This window comes from Facivitalis istanbulensis (assembly GCF_040560405.1).
GTDB lineage: Bacteria > Pseudomonadota > Alphaproteobacteria > Sphingomonadales > Sphingomonadaceae > Sphingomonas > Sphingomonas istanbulensis.
Window position 1 is genome coordinate 80,909 of sequence record NZ_JAVSCQ010000007.1, and the last position, 22,421, is coordinate 103,329.

The window sequence follows — 22,421 nt, forward strand, 5'->3', positions numbered from 1 at the left end:
TGCTGAATTACAATATATTATATTGTTCCATTCGGGGTTCCGCGTCGCGTGGCCGGGAAGGGGAAGGGAGCCGCCCGCGTTCACGCGCGTTGGGCGGTGCGAATGCGATGGAGTGAATGGCGATGATCCGTCCCTTGCCTTTGATGGCCTGTACGATCCTGCTACCGCTGACCGCCTGTGGCGGCGGCGACAGGCAGAACGAAACCTATACCGTGCGCGCCAATGAGACCGCGACGACCGTCCCTTCTCCCGCGCCCTCGCCCGATGCGCCTGATACGGAGGGGACGGCGAACGCCGCCGCCCCGATCAGCCGTCCGGTCAAGGACGGCGAGGGGAGCCTGTCCTGTTCGGCGGAGCGCGGACGGGCCGCCGCCGACCGGCTGGTGAAGATCTGCACCTCGGTCAGTCCGGCGACCCATCCGCCCTGCAATGTCGCCAATAGCTGTGCGATGATCGAGGACGAGATCGCGCGCAGTTGCGCCCTGATCGGCGACGATGCGGCCAAGACGCCCGGATGCGAGGTCGATCCGAAGAGCGATGCGGCGGCGGCGGCCGTCGTGCGCCGCTATTATGCCGCGATCAACGCGCGAGACTATGGCACCGCGTGGCAGCAATGGGGCGATAACGGCCGTCCGGGGCAGCGTTATCAGGATTTCGCGCGCGGCTTTGCCCATACCCGGGCCACGCGGGTGACGATCGGCCGGATGGCCCCGAGCGAGGGCGGGGCGGGGTCGGTCTATGCCACGGTGCCGGTGGCGGTCGACGCACAGCTCGACGACGGGCGGCGGCAGCGTTTCGTTGGCCAATATGTCGTCCGCCGCGTCAACGATGTCGACGGCGCCACGGTCGCCCAACGGCGCTGGCACCTCGAATCGGCCACGCTGAAGCCCGCCGCGTGACCGGGCGCCGGGGCGATGGTCAGGCGGGTTCGGCCAGGGTGACGATCGACACGCCGGGCGTCATCGGCACGCGACCGACCATGTGCCGCTCCAGCCGGAATATCGCCTCGAACGCGGCGTTCAGCGGCGCGGGCGGCGGCGAATCGTCGCTGTCGTCGCGGCCGCTGATCCGCCCGGCGATGCGTGCGGCGGCGGCCAGCGGGAAGAGCAGCGAGTTGAAATACGTCAGCTTGCGCGGGGCGAGGCCGGCCTTCTTGATCGCGTTCACCAGCGTCGTCTTGGAATAGCGGCGATGATGGTGGTTCACCACGTCATGCGCCGACCACATCCATTGATGCGCCGGAACCGCGATCAGGATCTTGCCGCCGGGCTTCAGGCACGTCTTCATCGCGGCGAGCGCGGCGACATCGTCCTGGATATGCTCGACCACGTCCAGGACGGCGACCAGGTCATAGGCTCCGCGCGCGATCCCCGGCAGTTCGGGCAGCGGCGCATCGCCGACGGGACGACCTAGCCGCTGCGCCGCGATGGCGCGGGCCGCCGGATCGATCTCGATCGCATCCACCGTGCCGAACGCGGCCAGCATCGGAATATTGTGCCCGGTGCCGCAACCGATCTCCAGGATGCGGGCATCTCCGGGCAGCTTGCCGTACCGATCCAGATAATCGGCCAGGATGTCGCGCCGCGCGCGGTACCACCAATGGGTGGAATCATGCGCCGCCATGCGGTCGTAAACGATACGGTCCATGAACTTATCCGAAGACCCATTGGCGGTTGAGCGCGAAGGTCGCGATCGGCGTGATCGTGACGGCCGGAATCAACGCGATCCAGGGTTGTTGATGCAAAAGCCCCGTCACGACCCAGGTGAAGAGCGTGTTGAGCGCAAAGCCGAAACTCTGCACGATGAAGAATTTGAGGTGCAGCCTGCCGCCATCGGCGCTCGCCTCGTGCCCGCGAAAACTCCAGCCGCTGTGCAGGAAGAAGCCGGCGACGACCGCAACGAGGAAGGCGGGCGGCACCGCCAGCACGGCCCATCGATGGGGCAATACCCAATAGGTCAGCGGCAGATACACCGCCGAATAGACGACCGTCGACAATCCCCCGGCGATGCCGAAGCGGATGAGCTGGCCCAGCATCCCGCTGCTCCGCCACCGATCGATCTGATGCTGAAGAGTCGCCACGCCGCCGTCTTATCCCGAAACTTGCCCTTTGCGCCGCCCGCGATAGAGCGGCGCGATACTGGTCCTATCGTCCGGGCCTTAAGCCGCGGGCGGGTATGAGGGAAGCGTCTTTGGAACGTCTGCAGGCCGAGATCGATCGCAATTGGCGCCGCTGGGTGCTGATCGCCTGGGTCGCGATTACCGCTTGGTATCTTCATGATCGCTGGGGACAGATCCGCTGGTGGTCGCTGGGCGACACCGACGACAATATGCGGCTGATGCAGGTGCGCGCCTGGATGGCGGGACAGGGATGGTATGATCTGCGCCAGTACCGGCTCAATCCGCCGGCCGGATTTGACATCCATTGGAGCCGGATCGTCGACCTGCCGATTGCCGGGTTGATCCTGTTCTTCCGCCTGTTCACCACGCCTGCCTGGGCCGAGCGGCTGGCCTGCGGGCTGGCCCCGCTCCTGCCTTTGTCGATCGTGATGCTGTCGCTGGCGGCGACGCTGCGGCGGCTGATTGCGCCCCATGCCTGGCCGCTGGGGCTGCTGATCCTGCTCTGCGCGCATGCCACGCTGTTGATGTTCATGCCGATGCGCATCGACCATCACGGGTGGCAATTGGCGATGCTGGCCGTCACCGTGGCGGGTCTGTGCGATCCCGACGGGCGACGCGGTGGCGCGCTGGTCGGGCTGGCCAGCGCGGTGTCGCTGGCGATCGGGCTGGAGATGCTGCCCTATGCCGCGATGGCGGGGGCGATCCTGACGCTGCGCTGGGTCTGGGACCGGGCGGAGGCACCGCGCCTGTCAATCTATGCGCTGACGCTGGGCGGGGGCAGCGCGGCGGGCTTTGCCGCCTTTGCCTCCAACGCCAATTACGCGATGCGCTGCGACGCGCTGACCCCGGTCTGGCTGTCGGTGACAGTGGTGGCGGGGGCGCTGCTGTTCCTGCTCGCGCGGATCAATCCGGCGTCGCGCGCCGCGCGGCTGAGCCTCGCGGTGGTGGCGGGCGCGGTGATCGCGGGCGGTTTCGCCAGCCTGTTCCCGCAATGCCTGACCCGCCCCGAACAGGTCAGCCCCGAGCTTCAGCGCAACTGGCTGGACAATGTGCGCGAGGCCAAGCCGATCTACAAGCATCCGCTGCGCACCGCGCTGCCGATGGGGATCATGCCGGTGATCGGGATGATCGGCGCGATCGTCGCGGCGTGGCGGCACCGGACCATCGGCTGGACCGCGGTGGCGCTGTTCACCGTCTTCGCCTGCGCGATGCTGTTGTGGCAGGTGCGCGCGGCCCCGGCGGCGCAGATGCTGGCGGTGCCCGGCATCGCCGCGTTGATCTGGATCGTCGCGCCATGGATCAACCGGCTGCGTTCGCCCTGGCTGCGGGTGCCGGTCATGGTGGCGGTGGTGCTGGCCGTGACCGGCATTCCCGCCGGGCTCGCCTTCCAGTATCTGCCCATCGCGCAGCCCAATGCCTATGCCGCGCGTGTCAATCGCGCGACGGGGCAATGCGTGCGCACCTCGGTGCTGGCGCGGGTCAATGCCTATCCGAAGGCGACGGTCTTCACCTTTGTCGACCTGGGGCCGCGCCTGATCGTGACGACGCATCATGACGCGGTCGCTGGGCCCTATCACCGCAATGGCGATGCGATCCTGGACGTGCAGCATGCATTTCAGGGCAGCGAGGCACAGGCGCGCGCGATCATGAAGCGCCACGGCGCGACGATGCTGATGATCTGCCCCGACATGGCCGAGTCGACCAATTACCGCGCGCGGGCGCCGGGCGGCTTTTACGACCGGATGGCGCATGGCTGGGTGCCGGACTGGCTCACCCCGCTGCCGCTGCCCAAGGGCTCGCCGCTGCGGCTGTACCGGATCTACTGAGGCGGCGCGAAGGGACGGGCTTCCCCCGCCCTCGGCGTTCCCGCAGCCTGTGCCGACGGGACATCTGGCCTTCCGGGGCGATGGCCCGTTCGCGCGGAGCGACGGCGAGGCGTGCGCGATTGGCGCGCTTAAATCGGATGCCCCTCGGTATCGCGCAGCACTTCGCGGCGGCCGACATGGTCGGGACGACCGACGATGCCGTCCGTCTCCATCCGCTCGATCAGCCGCGCCGCCGAGTTATAGCCGATCCGCAACTGCCGCTGGAGCCAGGAGGTGGACGCCTTCTGGCTCTCGCACACCAGCTGGATCGCCGCGCGATATTGCTGGTCCTCCGCCGAATCCTCGCCCGTCGGCGCACCGTCGAGCGCGAAGCTCTCCGCCGGTTCCTCGGTGACCGAGGAGATATAGTCGGGCTGCCCCTGCGACCGCCAGTGATCGGCGACCCGGTGGACCTCGTCGTCCGAGACGAAGGGGCCATGGACGCGCACGATCCCCTTGCCGCCGGGCATGTAGAGCATGTCGCCCCGGCCCAGCAGCTGTTCGGCCCCCTGTTCGCCCAGGATGGTGCGCGAGTCGATCTTGGAGGTGACGTGGAAGCTGATGCGGGTCGGCAGGTTGGCCTTGATGACGCCGGTGATGACGTCGACCGAGGGGCGCTGCGTCGCCATGATGAGGTGGATGCCCGCCGCGCGCGCCTTTTGCGCCAGCCGCTGGATCAGGAATTCGACTTCCTTGCCCGCCGTCATCATCAGGTCGGCCAGCTCGTCGACGATCACCACGATCTGCGGCAGCGGCTCATATTCGAGCTTTTCCTCCTCATAGACCGGCTGGCCGGTCTCGGGGTGATAGCCGGTCTGGACCTTGCGCCCCAAGGGCTGCCCCTTGGCCTTGGCCGCGCGCACCTTGTCGTTGAAGCTGGCCAGACTCCGCACGCCGACCGAGGACATTTGGCGATAGCGGTCCTCCATCGTCTCGACCGCCCATTTCAGCGCGCGGACCGCCTTGGCCGGATCGGTGACCACCGGGGAGAGCAGATGCGGAATGTCGTCATACATCGACAATTCCAGCATCTTGGGGTCGATCATGATCATCCGGCACTGCTCGGGCGTCAGGCGATAGAGCAGCGACAGGATCATGCCGTTGAGGCCGACCGACTTGCCCGACCCGGTCGTTCCCGCGACCAGCAGATGCGGCATGGGGGCCAGGTCGGCGACGACCGGATCGCCCGCGATATTCTTGCCCAGGATGATCGGCAGCTGCGCCGCCTGATCGGCGAAGCTCTGCGACGCGACCAGTTCGTGCAGCGACACCATCTCGCGCTTGGCGTTGGGCAGTTCGATGCCGATCACGTTGCGCCCCGGGATCACCGCGACGCGCGCCGAGATGGCGGACATGTTGCGCGCGATGTCGTCGGCCAGTGCGATGACGCGATTGGCCTTGATGCCGGGCGCGGGCTCCAGCTCGTACATGGTGACGACCGGGCCGGGGCGAACCTCGACGATCGCGCCCTGCACGCGGAAATCGTCGAGGACATTTTCGAGCAGCCGGGCATTGCGCTCCAGCCCCGCCTTGTCGATCGTCCCCGCCGGGGTCGGCGCGGCCGGGGTCAGCAGGTCGAGCGCGGGGAGCTGATAGGGCGCGTCGCGGTCGGCCGCTGCCTTGGGCCGGGCGGGGGCAGGTGAAATCTGGCGGTCGGCGATGACGGGGGCGGGACGATCCTCGCGCACCGGCACCGCCTTGCGCGCCAGCGTCAGCGGTTCTTCGTCATCCTCATCCTCGTAGAGTGCGGCATCCTCGTCGTCCCACGGCGCGCCATGCTCCCCGTCGCCCCTCGTCGCCCGGCGCCGGCGCAGCCGCGCCAGACCGCGCTCGGCGAGATCGAGTTCCAGGCTGCGTCCCCAGACCAGCGCCCCGCCCACGCCAAAGGCCAGCCCGATCGCCGCCGAGCCCCAGGTGACGACGGCCGCCTGGCCGCTGAATTCCAGCAGCCAGCGGACGAAACTGGCGACCGACAGGCCGATCACCCCGCCCCAGCCCGCGGGCAGCGCCAGCACCGCCGAATCGGACACGAAGGACAGCGCGCAGGCCATCATCGCCACGCCGATCATCGACTGGCGCAGCATCCGCACCCAGCGCCCGGCCGGGCGATCGCGCCACAGCCGCCCGGCGATGATCGGCCCCACCGGCAGGATCAGCGCGACCGCGGGCCCGAACAGGGTCAGCGCGATATCGGCGATCCACGCGCCCGGCTGCCCGATCCAGTTGGCGGGCACCGCGCCCGAGGCGGTGTTGAGCGCGGGGTCGCTGGCATGGTAGCTGGCCAGCGACAGCACCAGGATCAGCGTGACCGCGAACAGCGCGACGGCGGCGAACAGCGCGCCGCTGCGCACCGCGCCCGCCTTCACCGTCTCGCGCCATAATACCGGCTGCGCGCGGCTGGCCATGAATCGTGTCCTCAAAAATGTCCGAAAAGCCGGGGAAAATTCATCGCCTCTGGTTGTTCCCACGTCAAGGCGGGACGCCCGCACCGCATTGTTTGCGATCGCGCGACGGTTTAGGAACCCATGGTTATGGATAGCGATGTCATCATCCTCGGCGGCGGCCTGGTCGGCGCGACTCTCGGTGTCGGCCTGGCCGCGCACGGCCTGTCCTCGGTCATCGTCGATCCCGCCGACCCGGCGGTCATGCTGGCCCCCGGTTTCGACGGGCGCGCCTCGGCCGTCGCCTCGGCGAGCTGGCGGATGCTCGATGCGATCGGCATCGGCGCGAAGCTGGCCGGGCAGGGGTGCGAGATCCGGCATATCCGGGTCAGCGACGGGCTGGAGCCGGGCGCGCTCGATTTCATCCCGGATGCCGATGACGGCGCGCTGGGCACGATGTTCGAAAACAAGCTGCTGCGCCGCGCGATCCATGCCGCCGCGACCGAGGCGACGCTGGTCGACCTGCGGATGCAGACCCGCGCGCTGGCGGTGGAACGCGGGCCGGCGGGCGTGATCGCGCGGTTGAGCGACGGCAGCACGGTGCGCGCGCCGCTGCTGGTCGCGGCGGAGGGGCGGCAATCGCCGACGCGCGAGGCGGCGGGGATCAAGGTGGCGCGCTGGTCCTATGACCACAAGGCGATCATCAGCGCCTTCCACCATGAAGAGAGCCACGAGAATATCGCGTTCGAGATCTTCTATCCGTCGGGCCCGTTCGCGCTGCTGCCGTTGCCCGATGACGAGATCGGGCACCGCTCGGCGATCGTCTGGTCGGTGCCGGGGCGCGATGGCGATGCGATGCTCAAGCTGTCCGACCGGGCCTTCCTGGCCGAGGCGGAGAAGAGCATGGGCGGGTTCCTGGGGACGCTTGGCCATGCCAGCCCGCGTTCGGCCTATCCGTTGGGCTTTCACCGCGCGGCGACGATGACGGGCGATCGGCTGGTGCTGGTCGGCGATTCGGCGCACGGCATCCACCCGATTGCGGGGCAGGGCGTGAACCTCGGCTATCGCGATGTCGCCGCGCTGGTCGAGGTGCTGGTCGAGGGCAAGCGGACCGGCATGGACCTGGGCGATGCCGCGCTGCTGCAACGCTATCAGCAATGGCGCGGGCTCGACACGCTGATGGTGTCGGTCGCGACCGACAGCTTCAACCGGATCTTCGGCGTGCCCGGCAAGACGGCGAGCGCGATCCGGCGGCTGGGGATCCGTGCGATCAACCATATCCCGCCGCTCAAGGATCGTTTCATGGCCGAGGCGCGCGGCGAAACCGGACAGCTGCCCCGGTTGTTGCAGGGCGTGATGGTGTAACCTTTCGAGGGGCTTATGCGGCACGACACCATGGCCTGTCTTCGGTATGACGATGCGCCGCGCGCGGCGTGGCATTGTCTGGAGCCTTGGCAATGACGATCCCTGCGCCCGATTCGCCCGCCCGCCAGCATCGCCCCACGCGGGAGCCGGTCCGTGACCGTCGCCAGTTCGGCGTGGCGCGCGGCATGGGGCTGGCGCTGGTCGTCGTGCTGTCGACCCTGATGATCGCCTGGAGTCTCGCGCCGGTCCTGTCGCCAACCGACCGGATGATCCGCGCCGCGGCGGCGGTCACCGTGGTCGCCTTGTGGCTGGCCGCCGCGATCGGGCATGTCGCGATGCTGCGCTTCGAATCGGCCGCCGATATCGATGCGGCGGCGGGTGGCGGCGGCGATTCACCGCGAGTCGCGATCGGCAATGCGGTGCTGCGCAACACGCTGGAACAGGCGGTGCTGGCCATCCCCGCCTATGTCGCGCTCGCCTGGGTGGTCGAGGGGTCGGGGGCGATGATCCCTGCGCTGGCGGGCCTGTTCTCGGTCGGGCGCATGCTGTTCTGGGCGAATTATGCGCGCGGCGCGGCGGCGCGGGCCTTCGGCTTCGCGCTGACCTTCTATGCCAGCGTCGCGGCGCTGCTGATCGTGCTGCTGGCGCTCGTCGCGCGCCTGGTGTGAGGCTGGAGGCGGCGCGCCAGGAACGCGTCGATCGCGGCAAAGGCGTTGGCGCGGACCGGATCGGCCTCGCGCAGGATTTCGTGGGCGCAGCCCTTGCCGAAACAGACCAGCTCGCCGTGCGGCAATCGCGACGCCACGCGGCCCGCGGCGCGCGCATCGACCAGCCGGTCGGCCTGCGCCACCAGCATCAGCACGGGGATCGCGATTCGCGACAGCGCCGGATCGTCGCGTAGCGCGGCGGTGGCGCGAAACGCCTCGGCCACCCAATGCCAACTGGGCGAGCCCAGGCACAAATCGGGCCAGCGGCGGCGAAAGTCCTGCTGGTCGGCGAAGCGGGTCAGGTCATGGGTCAGCCTTTTTTGCCGCGCGGCGGACGCGGCGGGTGTCTCCAGCCGACGCCAGGCGGGGCGGAGCGGATCACCGCGACCGACCTGCCAGCGTGCGAAACGGGTTCCGGCCCATTGCCCGACCGGCGAGCGCAGCGCGAGCATCGGCGCGATCAGGATCACCGCGTCGGGCGCGATCCGCCCGGCCGCCAGCGTCGACAGGGTGACGAAGCCGCCCATCGATTGGCCCAGCACCACATGCGGGCCTTCGCCCTCCGCCACCCATTGCGTGTAGAAGGCCGCCAGATCGTCGTTCAGCCGGTCGAGCCGATCGATATGGCCCGTGTCGCCGACCGCCAGCCGCCCCGATCCGCCCTGCCCGCGCCAGTCAAAGGCGGTGACGTCCCAGCCGTTCGCTCGGAAATGATCGATCGCATCGCCATATTTCTCGATCATGTCGGCACGGCCGGTCTGGAACAGCAACCGTCCGCGCCGCGCGCTGCCCGGTGCGCGCGCCCGGTCATAGCGGCGATGGGCCCAGCCATCGGGGGCGTGCCACACCGACAGCCAGGGCGCGAGCGGCAGGTCGGCGGGCCATGGCGGCGATACTGTCATAACCCCGATCATCGGCGATTCGGTCGATGCTATCAAGGCGCGGCGACTTATCCCAGAAAGCCCTGGTTCCAGGTCGAGGCATCGTAATTGCCGATATTGGGCAGCACCGTGCGCAAGCCGTTCGAGTCGATCCCGAACCAGCTCGCCAGCGTCGCGGCATATTGGTCCACCGACATGGTGGGCAGCAACCGGCCCTGGCCGACATCGTCGCTGGTGCCGGTCCCGACGACCGGCGCCTTGCCATAGAAACGCTGGCCACGCACCGCGCCGCCGACGACGAAGTGCATGCCGCCCCAGCCATGGTCGGAGCCATCGTCATTGGATTGCAGCGTGCGGCCGAAATCGGACGCGGTGAAGCTGGTCACCTGGTTGGCGACGCCGAGCGCGACGGTGGTGTCGTAGAACCCCTTCATCGCCGCCGACACCTTGGCCAGCAGGCCGGGATGCTGCGCGACCAGATGGTCGTGCAGGTCGAACCCGCCCATCGACACGAAGAAGACCTGCCGCTTCAGCCCCAGCGTCTGGCTGATCGCGATCATCCGCGCGACCATCCGCAACTGGTCGGCCAGGTTGTTGTTGGACGGAAAGAGCGGGAAGCCGCTCGCCGGAGCGCCCGCCAGCGCGCTGCTCAACTGCGCCTGCACGTCGAAGGCGCGCTTGGAGATGCGGGCATGCTCGCTCGCCATCGCAAAGCTCGACTCGGTGGTCATCAACCCGCGCAGCGTGTCGAGCGCGGTCGAGGAGCCATAGGCCGTCCGGCTGTTGCCCAGCAAGGCGACCGGGCCGCCGGTGCCCACCGCATATTGGATCGCGGTCCGCCCGCTCAGATACACCGCATTGCCGCTGGCATTGATACAGGTCAGCGCGGCGGTGCCGTTGCCGCTCTGGAACACATCGCCGATCCGCCCGCCCCAGCCGCTGTGCGCGCCCTCGGGACTGGACGCCTGGAAGAAGCTCTGCTGGTCGTTATGGCTGAACAGCTTGGGGGGCAGCCGGACGCTGCGGTTGTTGAACTGCGCCTTGGTGGCCGGTTCGATCAGCGTGCCGACGTTGAGCGCCACCGCCATCTTGCCCGCCGCGAACAGCTGGTTCATTTCGGGCATCGACGGCGACAGCGCATAGGCGCGCCCGCCCGGCAACGCGACGGCCGGGTTGAGCACGCTGCCCGCCAGCGCGTCGCGCTGATAGCCGATATTGGCGCGCGCGGCGCGATAGGCGGCGAAGCTGGTCTCGTCATAGGGGACCAGCGTGTTGGCGTAATCATTGCCGCCATACAGGAACACGCACACCAGCGCCTTGTAATCGGAGGCGGTGGCCGCCGCCGCCTCGCCGATCGCGGCCAGGCTGGAGACGAAGGGCGTGGCGGTTCCCGCCAGGCCGAGCAGCGCGCTGCGCTTCAGAAAGGCGCGACGGGACTGGTCTTGGGTCATGGGGATCACCGCAGGGTCAGATAATCGGGAGAGGCCATGGTCAGCAGGATCGCGATGCCGACCCGGTTGATCGGGCCGTTGGTCGCGGTGGCCGACACGCTGTCGACCGCGCCGCGGATCGCCGCGAGCGTCGCGCTCGACAACTGACCGGCGGCGAGGACCAGGTTGACCTCGTCGACCAGCGCCTGCGAATCCGCCGCCTTGGTCAGGATCGCGCTGTAATCGGCCTTCACATCGCCGATGCCGTTGGCGATCAGGCCGTACATGAAGTTCACATAGCCGACGACGCTCTGTTCGTTGGTGATCTGAAACTCCGGCGCGACCAGCCCGCTATTGGCCAGGCTGGTGCCCGGCGGCGTGTAGCCGGGGCGGTAGAAGTTGAAGACCGAGGGGCTGTGCCCCTTGCTCTGGCCCAGCCGGGTCGAGGGGCTGGAGGTGTCGCCGATGGCCCAGGCATTGGAAGGCGAGGTGACGCCGAATGCGCGCGCCCAGGCGGTCAGCCGCAGCACGGGTTCGCGCAGCTTGCCCGCATTGGTGGTGGTCGGCAGGGTGCGTGCCTCGCTGTCGAGCAGGATGGCGCGGATCACCGCCTTCATGTCGCCGCGCACGCCCTGGCCATTGTCGGCGAATTTGGTCGCGACGCGGTTGATATAGGCGGGCGAGGGGTTGCTGGTGACCAGCCGCTGGATCAGTTGCCGGGCGATGAAGGGCGGGACATTCGGATGGGCGAAGATCGCGTCGAGCGCCGCCTTGATCGCCGCCATGCCGCCGCCGGTGACGGTGGTGCCCAGGAAGCTCGACGCTCCGGTCTCGTTCATCCCGGCGATGATCCCCAGCGGCGCGCGGCTGCGCGCCGGGGTCGAGGTGTTTGTCGAGGCGGGCGCCAGCCCGGTAAACACGCGCGCCAGCCCGGACACATCGGCCTGGTTATAGGTCTCGACAGGCTGCCCGTTGCTCAGCTTCTGCGAACCGTCCATGTTCAACTGGTAAAGGCCCAGTGTGAACAGCTGCATCAACTCGCGCGCGTAATTTTCGTCGGGCTCCGCGCCGGTCGTCGGATTGGCCTTCCGGTTGTAGAGGAAGGTCAGGAAGCTGCTCATGGCGAAATTGGTCGTGATCGCGCCCAATATGTCGCGATAATTGCCAAAGGCATTGTCGAGCAGGATGTCGACATAGGCGGCCATGCTGAACGCGCGCCACTGGCCGGTCAGGCTGTCGGCGCCGACCACCAGGATGTCGAGCAGCGCCATGCCGATCCGCTGGCGGAGCTGGTCGGGCTCGACGATCATCTGCCGCCACAGGGTCGGGTCGAGGCCTGCGGCGGAATTGATGTTGGTCGCGGCGTCATAGCCGTTGGCGATCAGCCAGTCCCAATGGGTGGTGGCGCGCGCCATCGCGAACTGATCGTCCAGCCAGCCATCATAGCCGCGCGAGACGACGGCATCGATCGTGCTGCGGGTCGCTCCCATCGTCGCCTGGGCCAGGAAGCGGCTCGCCTCGGTGGTGGTGGGGGCGGGGGTGACGACGACGACCGGGGTGGAGCCACCGCCGGTGTTGCCCGAGCCGCCCGTGCCGCTGCCGCCCACTGGCCCGCTGCCCTCGCCACAGGCCGCCAGCGCGAGGAAAGGCAACAGCGCCGCTCCCGTCGACAAGGCGGATGGCGCGGCATCCCGCATGACGGCGCGCCCGCCGCTATCGTCCCCGACGGTCGCCATTACCGGCCCCGCCCCTTCAGCCCGCCCCATCATCCTGAAAAATCCCGCTATGGCCATATGTCGGCGACCGCCGGGAAAATGGGATTTTCATGGCTAACAAATCATGAAAATGCGTCTCGGCTTGTCGTGCCGCCAAGGCCGTTGGGCCTGTTCGGTCCTGATCCGGCGGCCGCCTCATACAATAAGGGCCCCGAAAGCGGTGTCCGGGGCCCTTGTCGACGGATCGGGTTTCCGTGCCTCAATCGATGCGGGGCAGCGTTTCGAACTGGTGATAGGGCGGCGGGCTGGACAGCGTCCATTCCAGCGTCGTCGCGCCCTCGCCCCAGGGATTGTCGCCGGCGGGCTTGCCCGCGACCAGCGACCAGACCAGGTTGACGAAGAAGATCACCATGCCCAGCGCCATGATCTCATAGCCATGGGTCGCCAGCGCGTTCCACATCGCATAGGCGTCGGGATAGTCGGGATAGCGGCGCGGCATCCCCTGCAACCCCAGGAAGTGCATCGGGAAGAACAACAGGTTCACGCCGACGAAGAACACCCAGAAATGCAGCTGGCCGAGAAGCTCGTTATACATCTTCCCCGACATTTTGGGGAACCAGTAATAGAAACCCGCGAACAGCGCGAACACCGCGCCCAGTGACAACACATAGTGGAAGTGGGCGACGACATAATAGGTGTCGTGCATGTAATCGTCGATGCCGCCATTCGCCAGCACCACGCCGGTCACGCCGCCGACGGTGAACATGAAGATGAAGCCGATCGCCCAGACCATCGGCGTCTTGAACGACAGCGATCCACCCCACATGGTCGCGATCCATGAGAAGATCTTGATGCCGGTCGGCACCGCGATGATCATCGTCGCGGCGGTGAAATACATCTTGGTATTCACGCTCAGCCCGGTGGCGAACATGTGGTGCGCCCAGACGACGAAGCCGACCACCCCGATCGCGACCATGGCATAGGCCATGCCGAGATAGCCGAAGACGGGCTTGCGGCTGAACGTCGCGATGATCTGGCTGACGATGCCGAAGCCCGGCAGGATCATGATATAGACTTCCGGGTGGCCGAAGAACCAGAAGAGATGCTGGTACAGGATCGGGTCGCCACCCCCGGCGGGATCGAAGAAGGTCGTGCCGAAATTACGGTCGGTCAGCAACATGGTGATCGCGGCGGCCAGCACCGGCAGTGACAGCAGCAGCAGGAATGCCGTCACCAGCACTGACCAGACGAAGAGCGGCATCTTGTGCAGCGTCATCCCCGGCGCGCGCATGTTGAAGATGGTGGTGATGAAGTTGATCGCGCCCAGGATCGACGACGCCCCCGCCAGGTGGAGCGCGAGGATCGCCATGTCGACCGACGGCCCCGGCTCGCCGAAGGTCGATAGCGGGGCATAGGCGGTCCAGCCCACGCCCGCGCCCGACCCGAAAAAGGGCGAGGCGAGCAGCAGGGTGAAGGCCGGGATCAGCAGCCAGAAGGACACGTTGTTCATGCGCGGGAAGGCCATGTCGGGCGCGCCGATCATGATCGGCACGAACCAGTTGCCGAACCCGCCGATCATCGCGGGCATCACCATGAAGAACACCATGATGAGCCCGTGCGCGGTGATGAGCACGTTCCACAGGTGCAGCGACTGGTCGAGGCTCTGCGCGCCACCGTGCAGCATCCCCGCCCAGATGCCCAGATACTGGATGCCCGGCTCACGCAGCTCGGCGCGCATCAGGCCGGAGATCGCGCCGCCGATGATCCCCGCGACGATCGCGAAGATCAGGTAGAGCGTGCCGATATCCTTGTGGTTGGTCGACAGGAACCAGCGCGCGAAAAAGCCGGGCTTGTGGTCCGCGCCATGATGCGCGTGGTCGTGCGGTTCATGACCGACGAAAGCCGATCCGGGGTGCAGTGCGGTGTCGGTCATGGCTTAATGTCCAGCGTTGCCGGGGCCCGCCGGATTGCCGGTGGCGCCCTGCGCGGAAGGGGAGGATGGGGTGGGGGCGGCTTCGTTGGCGGCGGGGCCGGTCACGGCCTCCGCCGCATTGGCCTGTGCGGCTTCGACGGCCGAGCCCTCGGCCCCGGGCTGCGGGATCACGGCCGAGGAGGGGGCCGCCGCACCCGGCATCTTGCCGCCCTTGGCCGCGACCCAGGCGGCGAACTGCGCCGGGCTGACCGCCTGCACCGCGATCGGCATGAAGGCATGGCGCGCGCCGCACAATTCGGAGCATTGGCCGAAATACAGGCCCGGCTTTTCAATGGTGAAGCTCGTCTCGTTCAACCGGCCGGGCACCGCGTCCAGCTTCATCCAGAAGGCCGGGATCGCCCAGCTATGGATGACGTCGTTCGAGGTGGTGATGAGGCGGATCGGGACGCCGACGGGCAGGACGATGCGATTGTCCACCGCCAGCAGGCGCGGACCGTCGGCATCGGTCCGCGCGCGTTCGCCCGGCGCAACCTGATCCTTTTCCTTCAGCATGTTGGCGGTGATCTCGATCCCGCCATGGTCCGGATATTGATAGGTCCAATACCATTGGTTGCCGATCGCCTTGAGCGTGACGGCTCCGGCGGGGGCGGGCTTGAACTGCGCCTGGAGCAGCCCGATCGAGGGCACCGCGATCGCGACCAGCACGACGACCGGGCCCAGAGTCCACAGCACCTCGACCAGCGTGTTGTGGCTGGTCTTCGACGCCACCGGATTGGCGGCGCGGCGGAAGCGGACCACCACCCAGGCGAGCAGCAACAGCACCAGGATGCAGATCGCGGTGATGACTGGCAGCAGCACGCCATTGTGCATCCAGTGGGCGAATTTCCCATTCTTCGTCACCTGCGGCTGCAGCCCGATGCGGCCGTCGATCGGCTGGCCGACATGCGGGTCGATCGTCGTCGCGGGCGCGCCGTCCTGCGCGAGCAGCGGGCTGGTCGTGGGGGCGGTGCTGGTCGCTTTGGCGGCGGGAGCTTGGGCGGATGTCTGCGGCGTTGGTTTCGGTGCGGCGACCGGGGCGGCCGTGGCCGCCACGGACAGCGCGGCGCATCCCAGCCCGGCGGCGATCGCCAGCGTCTTCATCCGAATCGGCATCCTCATCCTCCGGGGTCCGGACATGCGCTCGACCTCGCTCATCCCGCTCTCGCCTCCCATCGCCCTCGCCGGCCCATCCTGGGCTCGACGGGGTCTTATGTCTTTTTGTTGGCCAGACTATAGCACGGGACGTCGCCCCCTCAACCCAAAGCTGTACGCCATGCCACCGCGCATCATTGCACGGGGCGAGGGGCGATCCTATGAGGCGCGGTCACCTGTTGTTCCCTTGCCGGAGTTGCCCCATGACCGATGAAGACGTCCTTGCCGAGTTTCGCGCCGCCGAGGCGTTGCTCGAAGGTCATTTCATCCTGTCCTCCGGGCTGCGCAGCCCGCGTTACCTGCAATGCGCGCGCGTCCTGATGGACCCGGCGCGCGCGGCCCGGCTGTGCGAGGCGGTGGCGGCGAAAATCCCGGCGGAGATCCGGGCGCAGATCAGCGCAGTCGTCGCGCCCGCCATGGGCGGCGTCATCGTCGGGCATGAGATGGCGCGCGCGCTGGGCGTGCCGGGCATGTTCCTCGAACGGCCCGAGGGAACCTTCGAGCTGCGCCGCGGCTTCCGCCTGGACCAGGGGCAGAAGGTGCTGATGATGGAAGACGTGGTGACCACCGGCCTGTCGAGTCGAGAGGCGATCGCCGCCATCGGCCGGGCGGGGGGCGCGACGATCGCCGCGGCCTCGCTGGTCGATCGCTCCAACGGCACCGCCGATCTGGGCGTGCCCTTCTTCCCGCTGATCCGGCTCGACGTGCCGACCTACAGCCCCGACGACCTGCCCCCCGAACTGGCGGCGATCCCCGCGATCAAGCCGGGGAGCCGCGCGGCGGCATGACCGGTCACCTGCGCCTGGGCGTCAATATCGATCATGTCGCGACCGTCCGCAACGCGCGGGGCAGCGGCTATCCCGATCCGGTCAAGGCGGCGCTGATCGCGGCGGAGGCTGGCGCGGACGGCATCACCGCGCATCTGCGCGAGGATCGGCGGCACATCACCGATGCCGATATCGCGCGGCTGTCGGCGGAACTGTCCGTCCCGCTCAACCTGGAGATGGCGGCGACCGAGGAGATGCTGGGCATCGCGCTCAAGCATCGGCCGCACGCCGCCTGCATCGTGCCCGAAAAGCGCGAGGAGCGAACGACCGAGGGCGGGCTCGACGCCGCCGGGCAGCGCGAATGGCTGGCCCCCATGGTCGCGCAACTGGGCGAGGCGGGCATCCGCGTCTCGCTGTTCATCGAACCCGATCCCCGCCAGATCGAGGCGGCACTGCATCTGGGCGTGCCCGTGGTCGAGCTGCACACCGGCCGCTATGCCGAGGTCGAGGGGCCGGCGCGCGCCGACGAGCTGCGTCGCCTGGCCGATGCCGCCGCGCTGGCGGCGAAGAACGGTATCGAGGTTCATGCGGGTCATGGCCTGACCTATGACAATGTGGCCGCCATCGCCGCCATTCCGCAGGTGCGCGAATTGAATATCGGCCATTTCCTGATTGCCGACGCGCTGTTCCAAGGGCTGCCTGCCGTGGTGCGCAATATGCGCGCCGCGATGGACGTCGCACGTTGACGCCTCCCCGGTTTGGGGAGGGGGGCCGTCGCCCGGCGGTGCCGGAGAGGCTCCCATGATCATCGGACTCGGCTCTGACCTCTGCAATATCGCGCGGATCCAGGCCGCGCTCGACCGGCATGGGGCGCGCTTCGAGGCGCGCTGCTTCACCGATATCGAGCGGGCGAAGGCGGCTGGACGCCCCTTTACCCGCGCGGGCACCTACGCCAAGCGTTTCGCCGCCAAGGAAGCCTTTTCCAAGGCGGTCGGCACCGGCTTTGCGCAGGGCGTGTTCCTGCGCGACATCGGTGTCGTCAACAAACCGGGCGGCGCGCCGACCCTGGCTTTGACCGGCGGCGCGCGCGAACGACTTGACGCGATGACCCCGCCGGGCCACGTCGCCCATATCCACTTGACCATGACCGACGATCACCCCTGGGCGCAGGCCTTTGTCGTGATCGAGGCGTTACCGGAAGTTTCCGCATGAAGGACGCGGTGTTGGACACGAACCAGGGCGCGCCCGCCGATAGGACGGGAAGCACGACGCCGCCCCCCGACCAAATTCCGCCGGCCCAGACTCCGCCAACGCAGACTCCGCCCGTACAGAAAAAGGGCACCGACTGGTGGTCTGAGGTCAAGGGGCTGTTCTGGCTGCTGCTGATCGTGCTGGGCTTTCACAGCTTCATCGCCAAGCCCTTCTACATCCCGTCGGAATCGATGCTGCCGGGCCTGCGCGTCGGCGACCGGCTGGTGGTGACGAAATTCGCCTATGGCTGGTCGTTCGTGTCGCCGACCATTCCCAATCCGGTCGCGATCTTCAAATCCGTCGTCCTGCGCCAGCCCGAGGAAAGCTGGAGCTGGCAGTTGCCGTTCATCCATGGTCGCCTGTTCGGCTCGCTGCCCAAGCGCGGCGATGTGGTGATCGTCACCCCGCCGGGGACGCATAACGACTATATCAAGCGGGTCATCGGGCTGCCCGGCGACCGGCTGGAAGTGCGCGACGGCGTGGTCATCCTGAACGGCAAGCCGGTCGAGCGCGGGCCGCTGCATTATATCGACATCCCGGTCGACACGAACAGTCCGTGCAAGGCGTCGGACTATGGCGACCAGGCGCGGGTGCGCCTGCCCAGCGGCGAATGGGTCTGCCACCTGCCGATCGTGACCGAGACGCTGCCCAATCACCGCCGCTACGACACGGTCGAACTGGGCTGGAGCCCGGGCGACAATTACGGGCCGATCACCATTCCGGCCGACCATGTCTTCCTGATGGGTGACAATCGCGACCGTTCGGCCGACAGCCGTTTCCCGCTGGCCGAGCTGGGGCTGGGCGGGCCGGTGCCCTATGAGAATATCGGCGGCCGGGCCGAGTTCGTGACGTTCAGCCTGGACGGCGATGCGACGCTCAACCCGCTGACCTGGTGGAGTTCGCTTCGCGCGGGCCGCGCGGGCACTTCGCTGCACCCGACCACGGTGAACTGATCGCCATGACGGATCCGACCCCGCTGACGGACCGTCCCGCACCGATGGAGATGCGGGACGGCTTCGTCCGGCGGGAGTTGACACGGGCCGCCATCTGGCTGGGCCTGGTCGCGGCGATGGCGATCGCCGTGCTGCTGGTGCAGCCGCTGCTGATGATCTTCGCCGGGCTGGTCTTTGCCACGTTGCTCGACGGCGGGGTGCGGCTGCTCGGCCGGGTGCTGCCGATCGGGCGCGGCTGGCGCCTGCTGATCGTCGTGCTGGCGGTGACGATCTTCCTGCTCGGCACCTTCTACCTGACCGGGGTGGAGATGACGCAGCAGGTGACGCAATTGCGTGCCACGCTGGAGACCCAGGCCGTGCGCGTCACGGACTGGCTGGCCGGACAGGGGCTGATGCCCCGGACGTCGGACATCAACGGCCTGCTGCGCCAGTCGCTGGGGTCGATCGGACGGCTGACCTCCTGGGTCGGCACCGCGATCGGCGCGATCACCTCGATGTTCATGATCCTCATCATCGGCCTGTTCCTGGCGATGGACCCGGACGGTTATGCGCGCGGGCTGCAATGGATGGTGCCGCGGGCGGCGCGCGCGGAATTCGCGATTACCCAGGCGTGCGTCATGTCGACCCTGCGGCGGCTGCTCGCCGGGCGGCTGCTGGGCATGGCGGTGGAGGGGGTGCTGACCGGCATCGCGCTGATGATCGGCGGCGTGCCGATGGCGCTGCTGCTCGGCATCATCGCGGGGATCCTGGCCTTCATTCCCAATATCGGCGCGATCATCACCGGCACGCTGATGGTCTCGGTCGGCTTTTCGGCCGGCATGGACACGGGCTTCTGGGCGATCGGGACCTATCTGATCGTGCAGACCTTCGACGGTTATGTCGTGGTGCCGATGGTCGCCAAGCGCACCGTCGACCTGCCGCCCGCGCTGACCCTGTCGACGCAGATCATGGCGAGCGCGCTGTTCGGGATATTGGGGCTGGCGCTGGCCGATCCGATGACCGCGATGGCGAAGTCCGCGCTACAGCGCCGGTCGGAGCGCGAAGCGGCGCGCGACGGCGACGGCATGCGGGCCGAATCCGATCTCGGCTGAACCCGCCGCCCGCGTGGCGACCACCGAATCGAACAGGGCCAGATAGCGGCGGGCCGAATCCTGCCCCGGCTGCGGCACCGGTGCCGGGCGCGCCACGACCGGGTCGACCCAGTGGCGCAGCGCCGCGACCAGTCCGGCCAGATCGTCGCGCGCCACCACGCTGCCCAGGCTGGCATCGCGGACGATCTCGCGCACGGCGGGACTCGAATCGGTGGCGACGACGGGCGTCCCCACCGCCAGCGCCTCGCGCAGCACTCCCGGCACGCCTTCATAATCGGACGGCAGCGCCAGCACCTGCGCGGCGGCCATGGCGGCGGGCGCGTCGGCGGCGTGGCCGGGCATCGACACCCGGTCGGCCAGCCCGAGGATGTCGATCTGCGCGGTCAGCGCGGGCCGCAGGCTGCCCTCTCCCAGGATGGTCAGCGTCACGTCGGGGGGCAGATGCGTCATCGCGGTGATCAGCCGGTCCCAGCGCTTTTGCGGCTCCAGCCGACCGACGCCCAGGATATGGCGGGGCCCCCCGGAACCGGGCGACGCGCCCCGATCGACCGTTGCGGCGGGCAGGGCCGAGGGCGGGTTGGGGATGACCGCGACCGACAGGCCCGTTGCGATCTGCGCCGCGCGGGCGGTCGCGGGCGTCATCGCCACCAACGCGTCCAGGAACTGCGGATGCCGCGCCAGCCATTGCCGCTGCCCCCAGGCGAAGAGCGGGTGATGGTCCCCGCGCTCGGCGGCATTGGACATCTTGGCGACGATCGGCGGGCACGACCGGGCCAGTCGCAACCGGGTCCAGGCGGCCATCGCCGTATAATGATTGCCCGGACAGAAGATGATGTCGGGCCGGGCCTGTGCGACCAGGCCGGGCAGCGCGGCGGCCAGACCGGCATAGTTCTGGTGCCCCAGCATCGTCGTTTCGACGCCCGGCGGAACCGAATGCTGGAAGCTGCCGCTGGCCTCGCCCAGGATCAGCGACACGCGTCGCCCCTGTGCGATCCAGCCGCCGAGCATCCGCCCCAAAGCGGCTTCGACCCCGCCACGCATGGCCAGGGCATAGGTGAGAATATGATCTGCAGGCATGGTGGGAGGCAGGGCTCTACAGGCGGATCTCTAAAGGAGGGGCCGCAATAATCGCACCTTGTCGCGCAATTATGTCAGGCTCAGCCCTATCGCGGACACATTCCAAAGACACAGCGGGTTCCATATTCAGGTGTAAGAAAGCAGAGTTGAGGTTAGCGGGCGCATCGGTGTCCGCGCGCCGCCGAGGATTGTCCTAGACGTGCAAAATGAACGAGATGACCCGATGATCCCGCAACAGGCGATTTCGCCCGGCCAGGCCGGGGCGGTCGTGCCCGATCTGGCCGAGCTGGAGCCGTTGAAGACGGTCAAGAGCCGTTGGCCAACGATCATCGGCGCGCTGCTGACGCTCGCCATGGTCGTGGGGCTGGGGCATGAACTGCTCGGCCGCGGGCTGGTGGGGCTGAGCCATTCGGTGCCGACCGATCCGCTTTTCTACGTGGTGTTTGTCGCCCTCTATATGGCGCTGCCGATCGGCGACTATGTCATCTTCCGCCGCCTGTGGAACATCCCGCCCAGCGGCCTGGCCGCGCTGATCCGCAAGCGGATCGCCAATGAGGTGGCGTTCAGCTATTCGGGTGAGGCCTATTTCTACGCCTGGGCCCGCGCCAATGCGAAGATGGTCGCGGCCCCCTTTGGCGCGGTCAAGGATGTGGGCATCCTGTCGGCGATCGCGGGCAATGCGATCACGCTGGTGATGATCGGCCTCGCGCTGCCCTTTGGCCGCGAGTTGCTGACCCCCGACCAACTGCGCATCGTCTGGGGCTCGATCGGGATCGTGATGGCGACCTCGCTGCCTTTCCTGATCTTTTCGCGGCGGGTCTTCTCGCTCGACCGGAATACCCTGTGGTGGGTGTTCATGGTCCACTGCCTGCGCCTGATCGCCAGTTCGGTGCTGATCGCGCTGGCATGGCATCTGGGGATGCCCGAGGTGTCGCTGGGCATGTGGCTGTTCCTGTCGGCGGCGCGGCTGCTCGTCTCGCGCCTGCCGCTGGTGCCCAACAAGGATCTTCTTTTCGCCAATTTCGCGATCCTGTTGATCGGGCAGGATCAGGAACTGAGCGATTTGATAGCGTTTACGGCGGCGCTGACGCTGCTCGTGCATGTGGTGTTGATCGCGGGCTTCGGCCTGGCGGAACTGGTTCGGAGGGTTCGGGCATGACCCGTGCGTGGACGAAGTGGATGACGGCGGCGGTGGCGGCGGCGATGGCCATCATGCTGCCGCGCGCGGCGGGCGCGCAGGTGCTGGGCAGCGACGCGGCGGCCTGCACCGGCGGCGGCGGTCCGGCGATCCTGGCGCGGATCGAGGGGCTGAAGGATCGCAAGGGCAATCTGAAGCTGGAACTCTATCCCGCCGATGAGGAGGATTTCCTGGCCGATGACGGCGTGCTGGAGCGGGCGGGCAAGACGTTCCGCCGCGTCCAGGTGCCGACCCCGGCGGGCAGCGGGCCGCTGGCCATGTGCATCCGCGTGCCGCATCCGGGCCGCTATGCCCTGCTCTTCACCCATGACCGGGACGGCAAGAACAAGTTCAATTTCTGGACCGATGGCGCGGGCTTTCCCGCCAACACCAAGCTGGGCCGGCGCAAGCCGCCGCTCGCCTCCGCGTTGATCGATGTGCCGAGCGGGGTGGCAAATGTCACCATTCGTGCCCAATATCTACGTGGTCTGGGTGGCTTCGGCCCCATCGACTGAGAG

Annotated in this window: 20 protein-coding genes; 11 read left to right on the forward strand and 9 right to left on the reverse strand. The window is 68.0% G+C overall.

All coding sequences use genetic code 11. From position 1 onward, the window contains the following. Window positions 1-122: 122 nt before the first annotated feature. Window positions 123-899: a hypothetical protein gene (locus RN629_RS06715; protein ID WP_407034501.1), complete on the forward strand. Its 777-nt coding sequence runs from the start codon at window positions 123-125 to the stop codon at window positions 897-899. 19 nt (window positions 900-918) lie between these two features. On the opposite strand, the gene RN629_RS06720 is transcribed toward RN629_RS06715, so the two are convergent. Further along, window positions 919-1,647, reverse strand: a complete 729-nt coding sequence (locus RN629_RS06720) for a class I SAM-dependent methyltransferase (RefSeq protein WP_407034502.1) — start codon at window positions 1,645-1,647, stop codon at window positions 919-921. Window positions 1,648-1,651: 4 nt separating this feature from the next. Continuing rightward, complete coding sequence (locus RN629_RS06725; protein WP_407034503.1) at window positions 1,652-2,080, reverse strand: GtrA family protein; 429 nt, start codon at window positions 2,078-2,080, stop codon at window positions 1,652-1,654. Window positions 2,081-2,175: 95 nt separating this feature from the next. Here RN629_RS06725 and RN629_RS06730 point away from each other — a divergent pair, with 95 nt between their 5' ends. Continuing rightward, window positions 2,176-3,945: an AcrB/AcrD/AcrF family protein gene (locus RN629_RS06730; protein ID WP_407034504.1), complete on the forward strand. Its 1,770-nt coding sequence runs from the start codon at window positions 2,176-2,178 to the stop codon at window positions 3,943-3,945. A gap of 128 nt (window positions 3,946-4,073) precedes the next feature. Here the strand turns inward: RN629_RS06730 and RN629_RS06735 are convergent, their stop codons facing one another. Further along, window positions 4,074-6,389: a DNA translocase FtsK gene (locus RN629_RS06735; protein ID WP_407034505.1), complete on the reverse strand. Its 2,316-nt coding sequence runs from the start codon at window positions 6,387-6,389 to the stop codon at window positions 4,074-4,076. 126 nt (window positions 6,390-6,515) lie between these two features. Between RN629_RS06735 and RN629_RS06740 the strand changes: the two genes are divergently transcribed. Beyond that, window positions 6,516-7,730 carry a UbiH/UbiF/VisC/COQ6 family ubiquinone biosynthesis hydroxylase gene (locus tag RN629_RS06740; RefSeq protein WP_407034506.1) on the forward strand — a complete coding sequence of 405 codons (1,215 nt, stop codon included), beginning with the start codon at window positions 6,516-6,518 and terminating at the stop codon, window positions 7,728-7,730. 92 nt (window positions 7,731-7,822) lie between these two features. After that, complete coding sequence (locus RN629_RS06745; protein ID WP_407034507.1) at window positions 7,823-8,398, forward strand: hypothetical protein; 576 nt, start codon at window positions 7,823-7,825, stop codon at window positions 8,396-8,398. Here RN629_RS06745 and RN629_RS06750 read toward each other — a convergent pair. The 5 genes from RN629_RS06750 to coxB all read right to left on the reverse strand — a co-directional run bounded on the left by RN629_RS06750 (window position 8,338) and on the right by coxB (window position 15,548). Then, a complete protein-coding gene (locus RN629_RS06750; protein WP_407034508.1) occupies window positions 8,338-9,351 on the reverse strand; it encodes an alpha/beta fold hydrolase in 1,014 nt (337 codons plus the stop codon). The genes RN629_RS06745 and RN629_RS06750 overlap by 61 nt on opposite strands. Window positions 9,352-9,386: 35 nt before the next feature. Further along, window positions 9,387-10,769, reverse strand: a complete 1,383-nt coding sequence (locus RN629_RS06755; RefSeq protein ID WP_407034509.1) for a DUF1501 domain-containing protein — start codon at window positions 10,767-10,769, stop codon at window positions 9,387-9,389. A 5-nt stretch (window positions 10,770-10,774) separates the two neighbouring features. After that, complete coding sequence (locus tag RN629_RS06760) at window positions 10,775-12,517, reverse strand: DUF1800 domain-containing protein (RefSeq protein ID WP_407034510.1); 1,743 nt, start codon at window positions 12,515-12,517, stop codon at window positions 10,775-10,777. 205 nt (window positions 12,518-12,722) lie between these two features. Next, entirely contained in the window at window positions 12,723-14,396 is a 1,674-nt protein-coding gene (gene ctaD / locus RN629_RS06765; protein WP_407034511.1) for a cytochrome c oxidase subunit I, read from the reverse strand. A 3-nt stretch (window positions 14,397-14,399) separates the two neighbouring features. Then, the gene (gene coxB / locus RN629_RS06770; RefSeq protein WP_407034512.1) at window positions 14,400-15,548 is read right to left on the reverse strand and encodes a cytochrome c oxidase subunit II; all 1,149 of its coding nucleotides are present in this window, start codon (window positions 15,546-15,548) and stop codon (window positions 14,400-14,402) included. 242 nt (window positions 15,549-15,790) lie between these two features. On the opposite strand from coxB, the gene pyrE reads away from it, so the two are divergent. Genes pyrE through RN629_RS06795 form a run of 5 tightly spaced genes read left to right on the forward strand, consistent with a single transcriptional unit; the run spans window position 15,791 to window position 19,649 of the window. Continuing rightward, window positions 15,791-16,375, forward strand: a complete 585-nt coding sequence (gene pyrE, locus RN629_RS06775) for an orotate phosphoribosyltransferase (RefSeq protein ID WP_407034513.1) — start codon at window positions 15,791-15,793, stop codon at window positions 16,373-16,375. After that, window positions 16,372-17,100 (forward strand): pyridoxine 5'-phosphate synthase, encoded by a 729-nt coding sequence (locus RN629_RS06780; RefSeq protein WP_407034514.1) that lies wholly within the window; start codon window positions 16,372-16,374, stop codon window positions 17,098-17,100. The genes pyrE and RN629_RS06780 overlap by 4 nt, the downstream gene beginning before the upstream one ends. Before the next feature lie 55 nt (window positions 17,101-17,155). Then, the gene (acpS, locus tag RN629_RS06785; protein ID WP_407034515.1) at window positions 17,156-17,566 is read left to right on the forward strand and encodes a holo-ACP synthase; all 411 of its coding nucleotides are present in this window, start codon (window positions 17,156-17,158) and stop codon (window positions 17,564-17,566) included. Continuing rightward, entirely contained in the window at window positions 17,563-18,558 is a 996-nt protein-coding gene (lepB, locus tag RN629_RS06790) for a signal peptidase I (protein ID WP_407034516.1), read from the forward strand. Before acpS ends, lepB begins: the two co-directional genes overlap by 4 nt. A gap of 5 nt (window positions 18,559-18,563) precedes the next feature. After that, complete coding sequence (locus tag RN629_RS06795; protein ID WP_407034517.1) at window positions 18,564-19,649, forward strand: AI-2E family transporter; 1,086 nt, start codon at window positions 18,564-18,566, stop codon at window positions 19,647-19,649. Here the strand turns inward: RN629_RS06795 and RN629_RS06800 are convergent. Continuing rightward, window positions 19,578-20,726 (reverse strand): glycosyltransferase, encoded by a 1,149-nt coding sequence (locus tag RN629_RS06800; RefSeq protein WP_407034518.1) that lies wholly within the window; start codon window positions 20,724-20,726, stop codon window positions 19,578-19,580. The two genes, RN629_RS06795 and RN629_RS06800, sit on opposite strands and share 72 nt — an antisense overlap. Before the next feature lie 223 nt (window positions 20,727-20,949). On the opposite strand from RN629_RS06800, the gene RN629_RS06805 reads away from it, so the two are divergent. Then, complete coding sequence (locus RN629_RS06805; protein ID WP_407034519.1) at window positions 20,950-21,885, forward strand: hypothetical protein; 936 nt, start codon at window positions 20,950-20,952, stop codon at window positions 21,883-21,885. Further along, entirely contained in the window at window positions 21,882-22,418 is a 537-nt protein-coding gene (locus RN629_RS06810; protein ID WP_407034520.1) for a DUF2141 domain-containing protein, read from the forward strand. The genes RN629_RS06805 and RN629_RS06810 overlap by 4 nt, the downstream gene beginning before the upstream one ends. The last annotated feature ends 3 nt before the right edge of the window (window positions 22,419-22,421 follow it).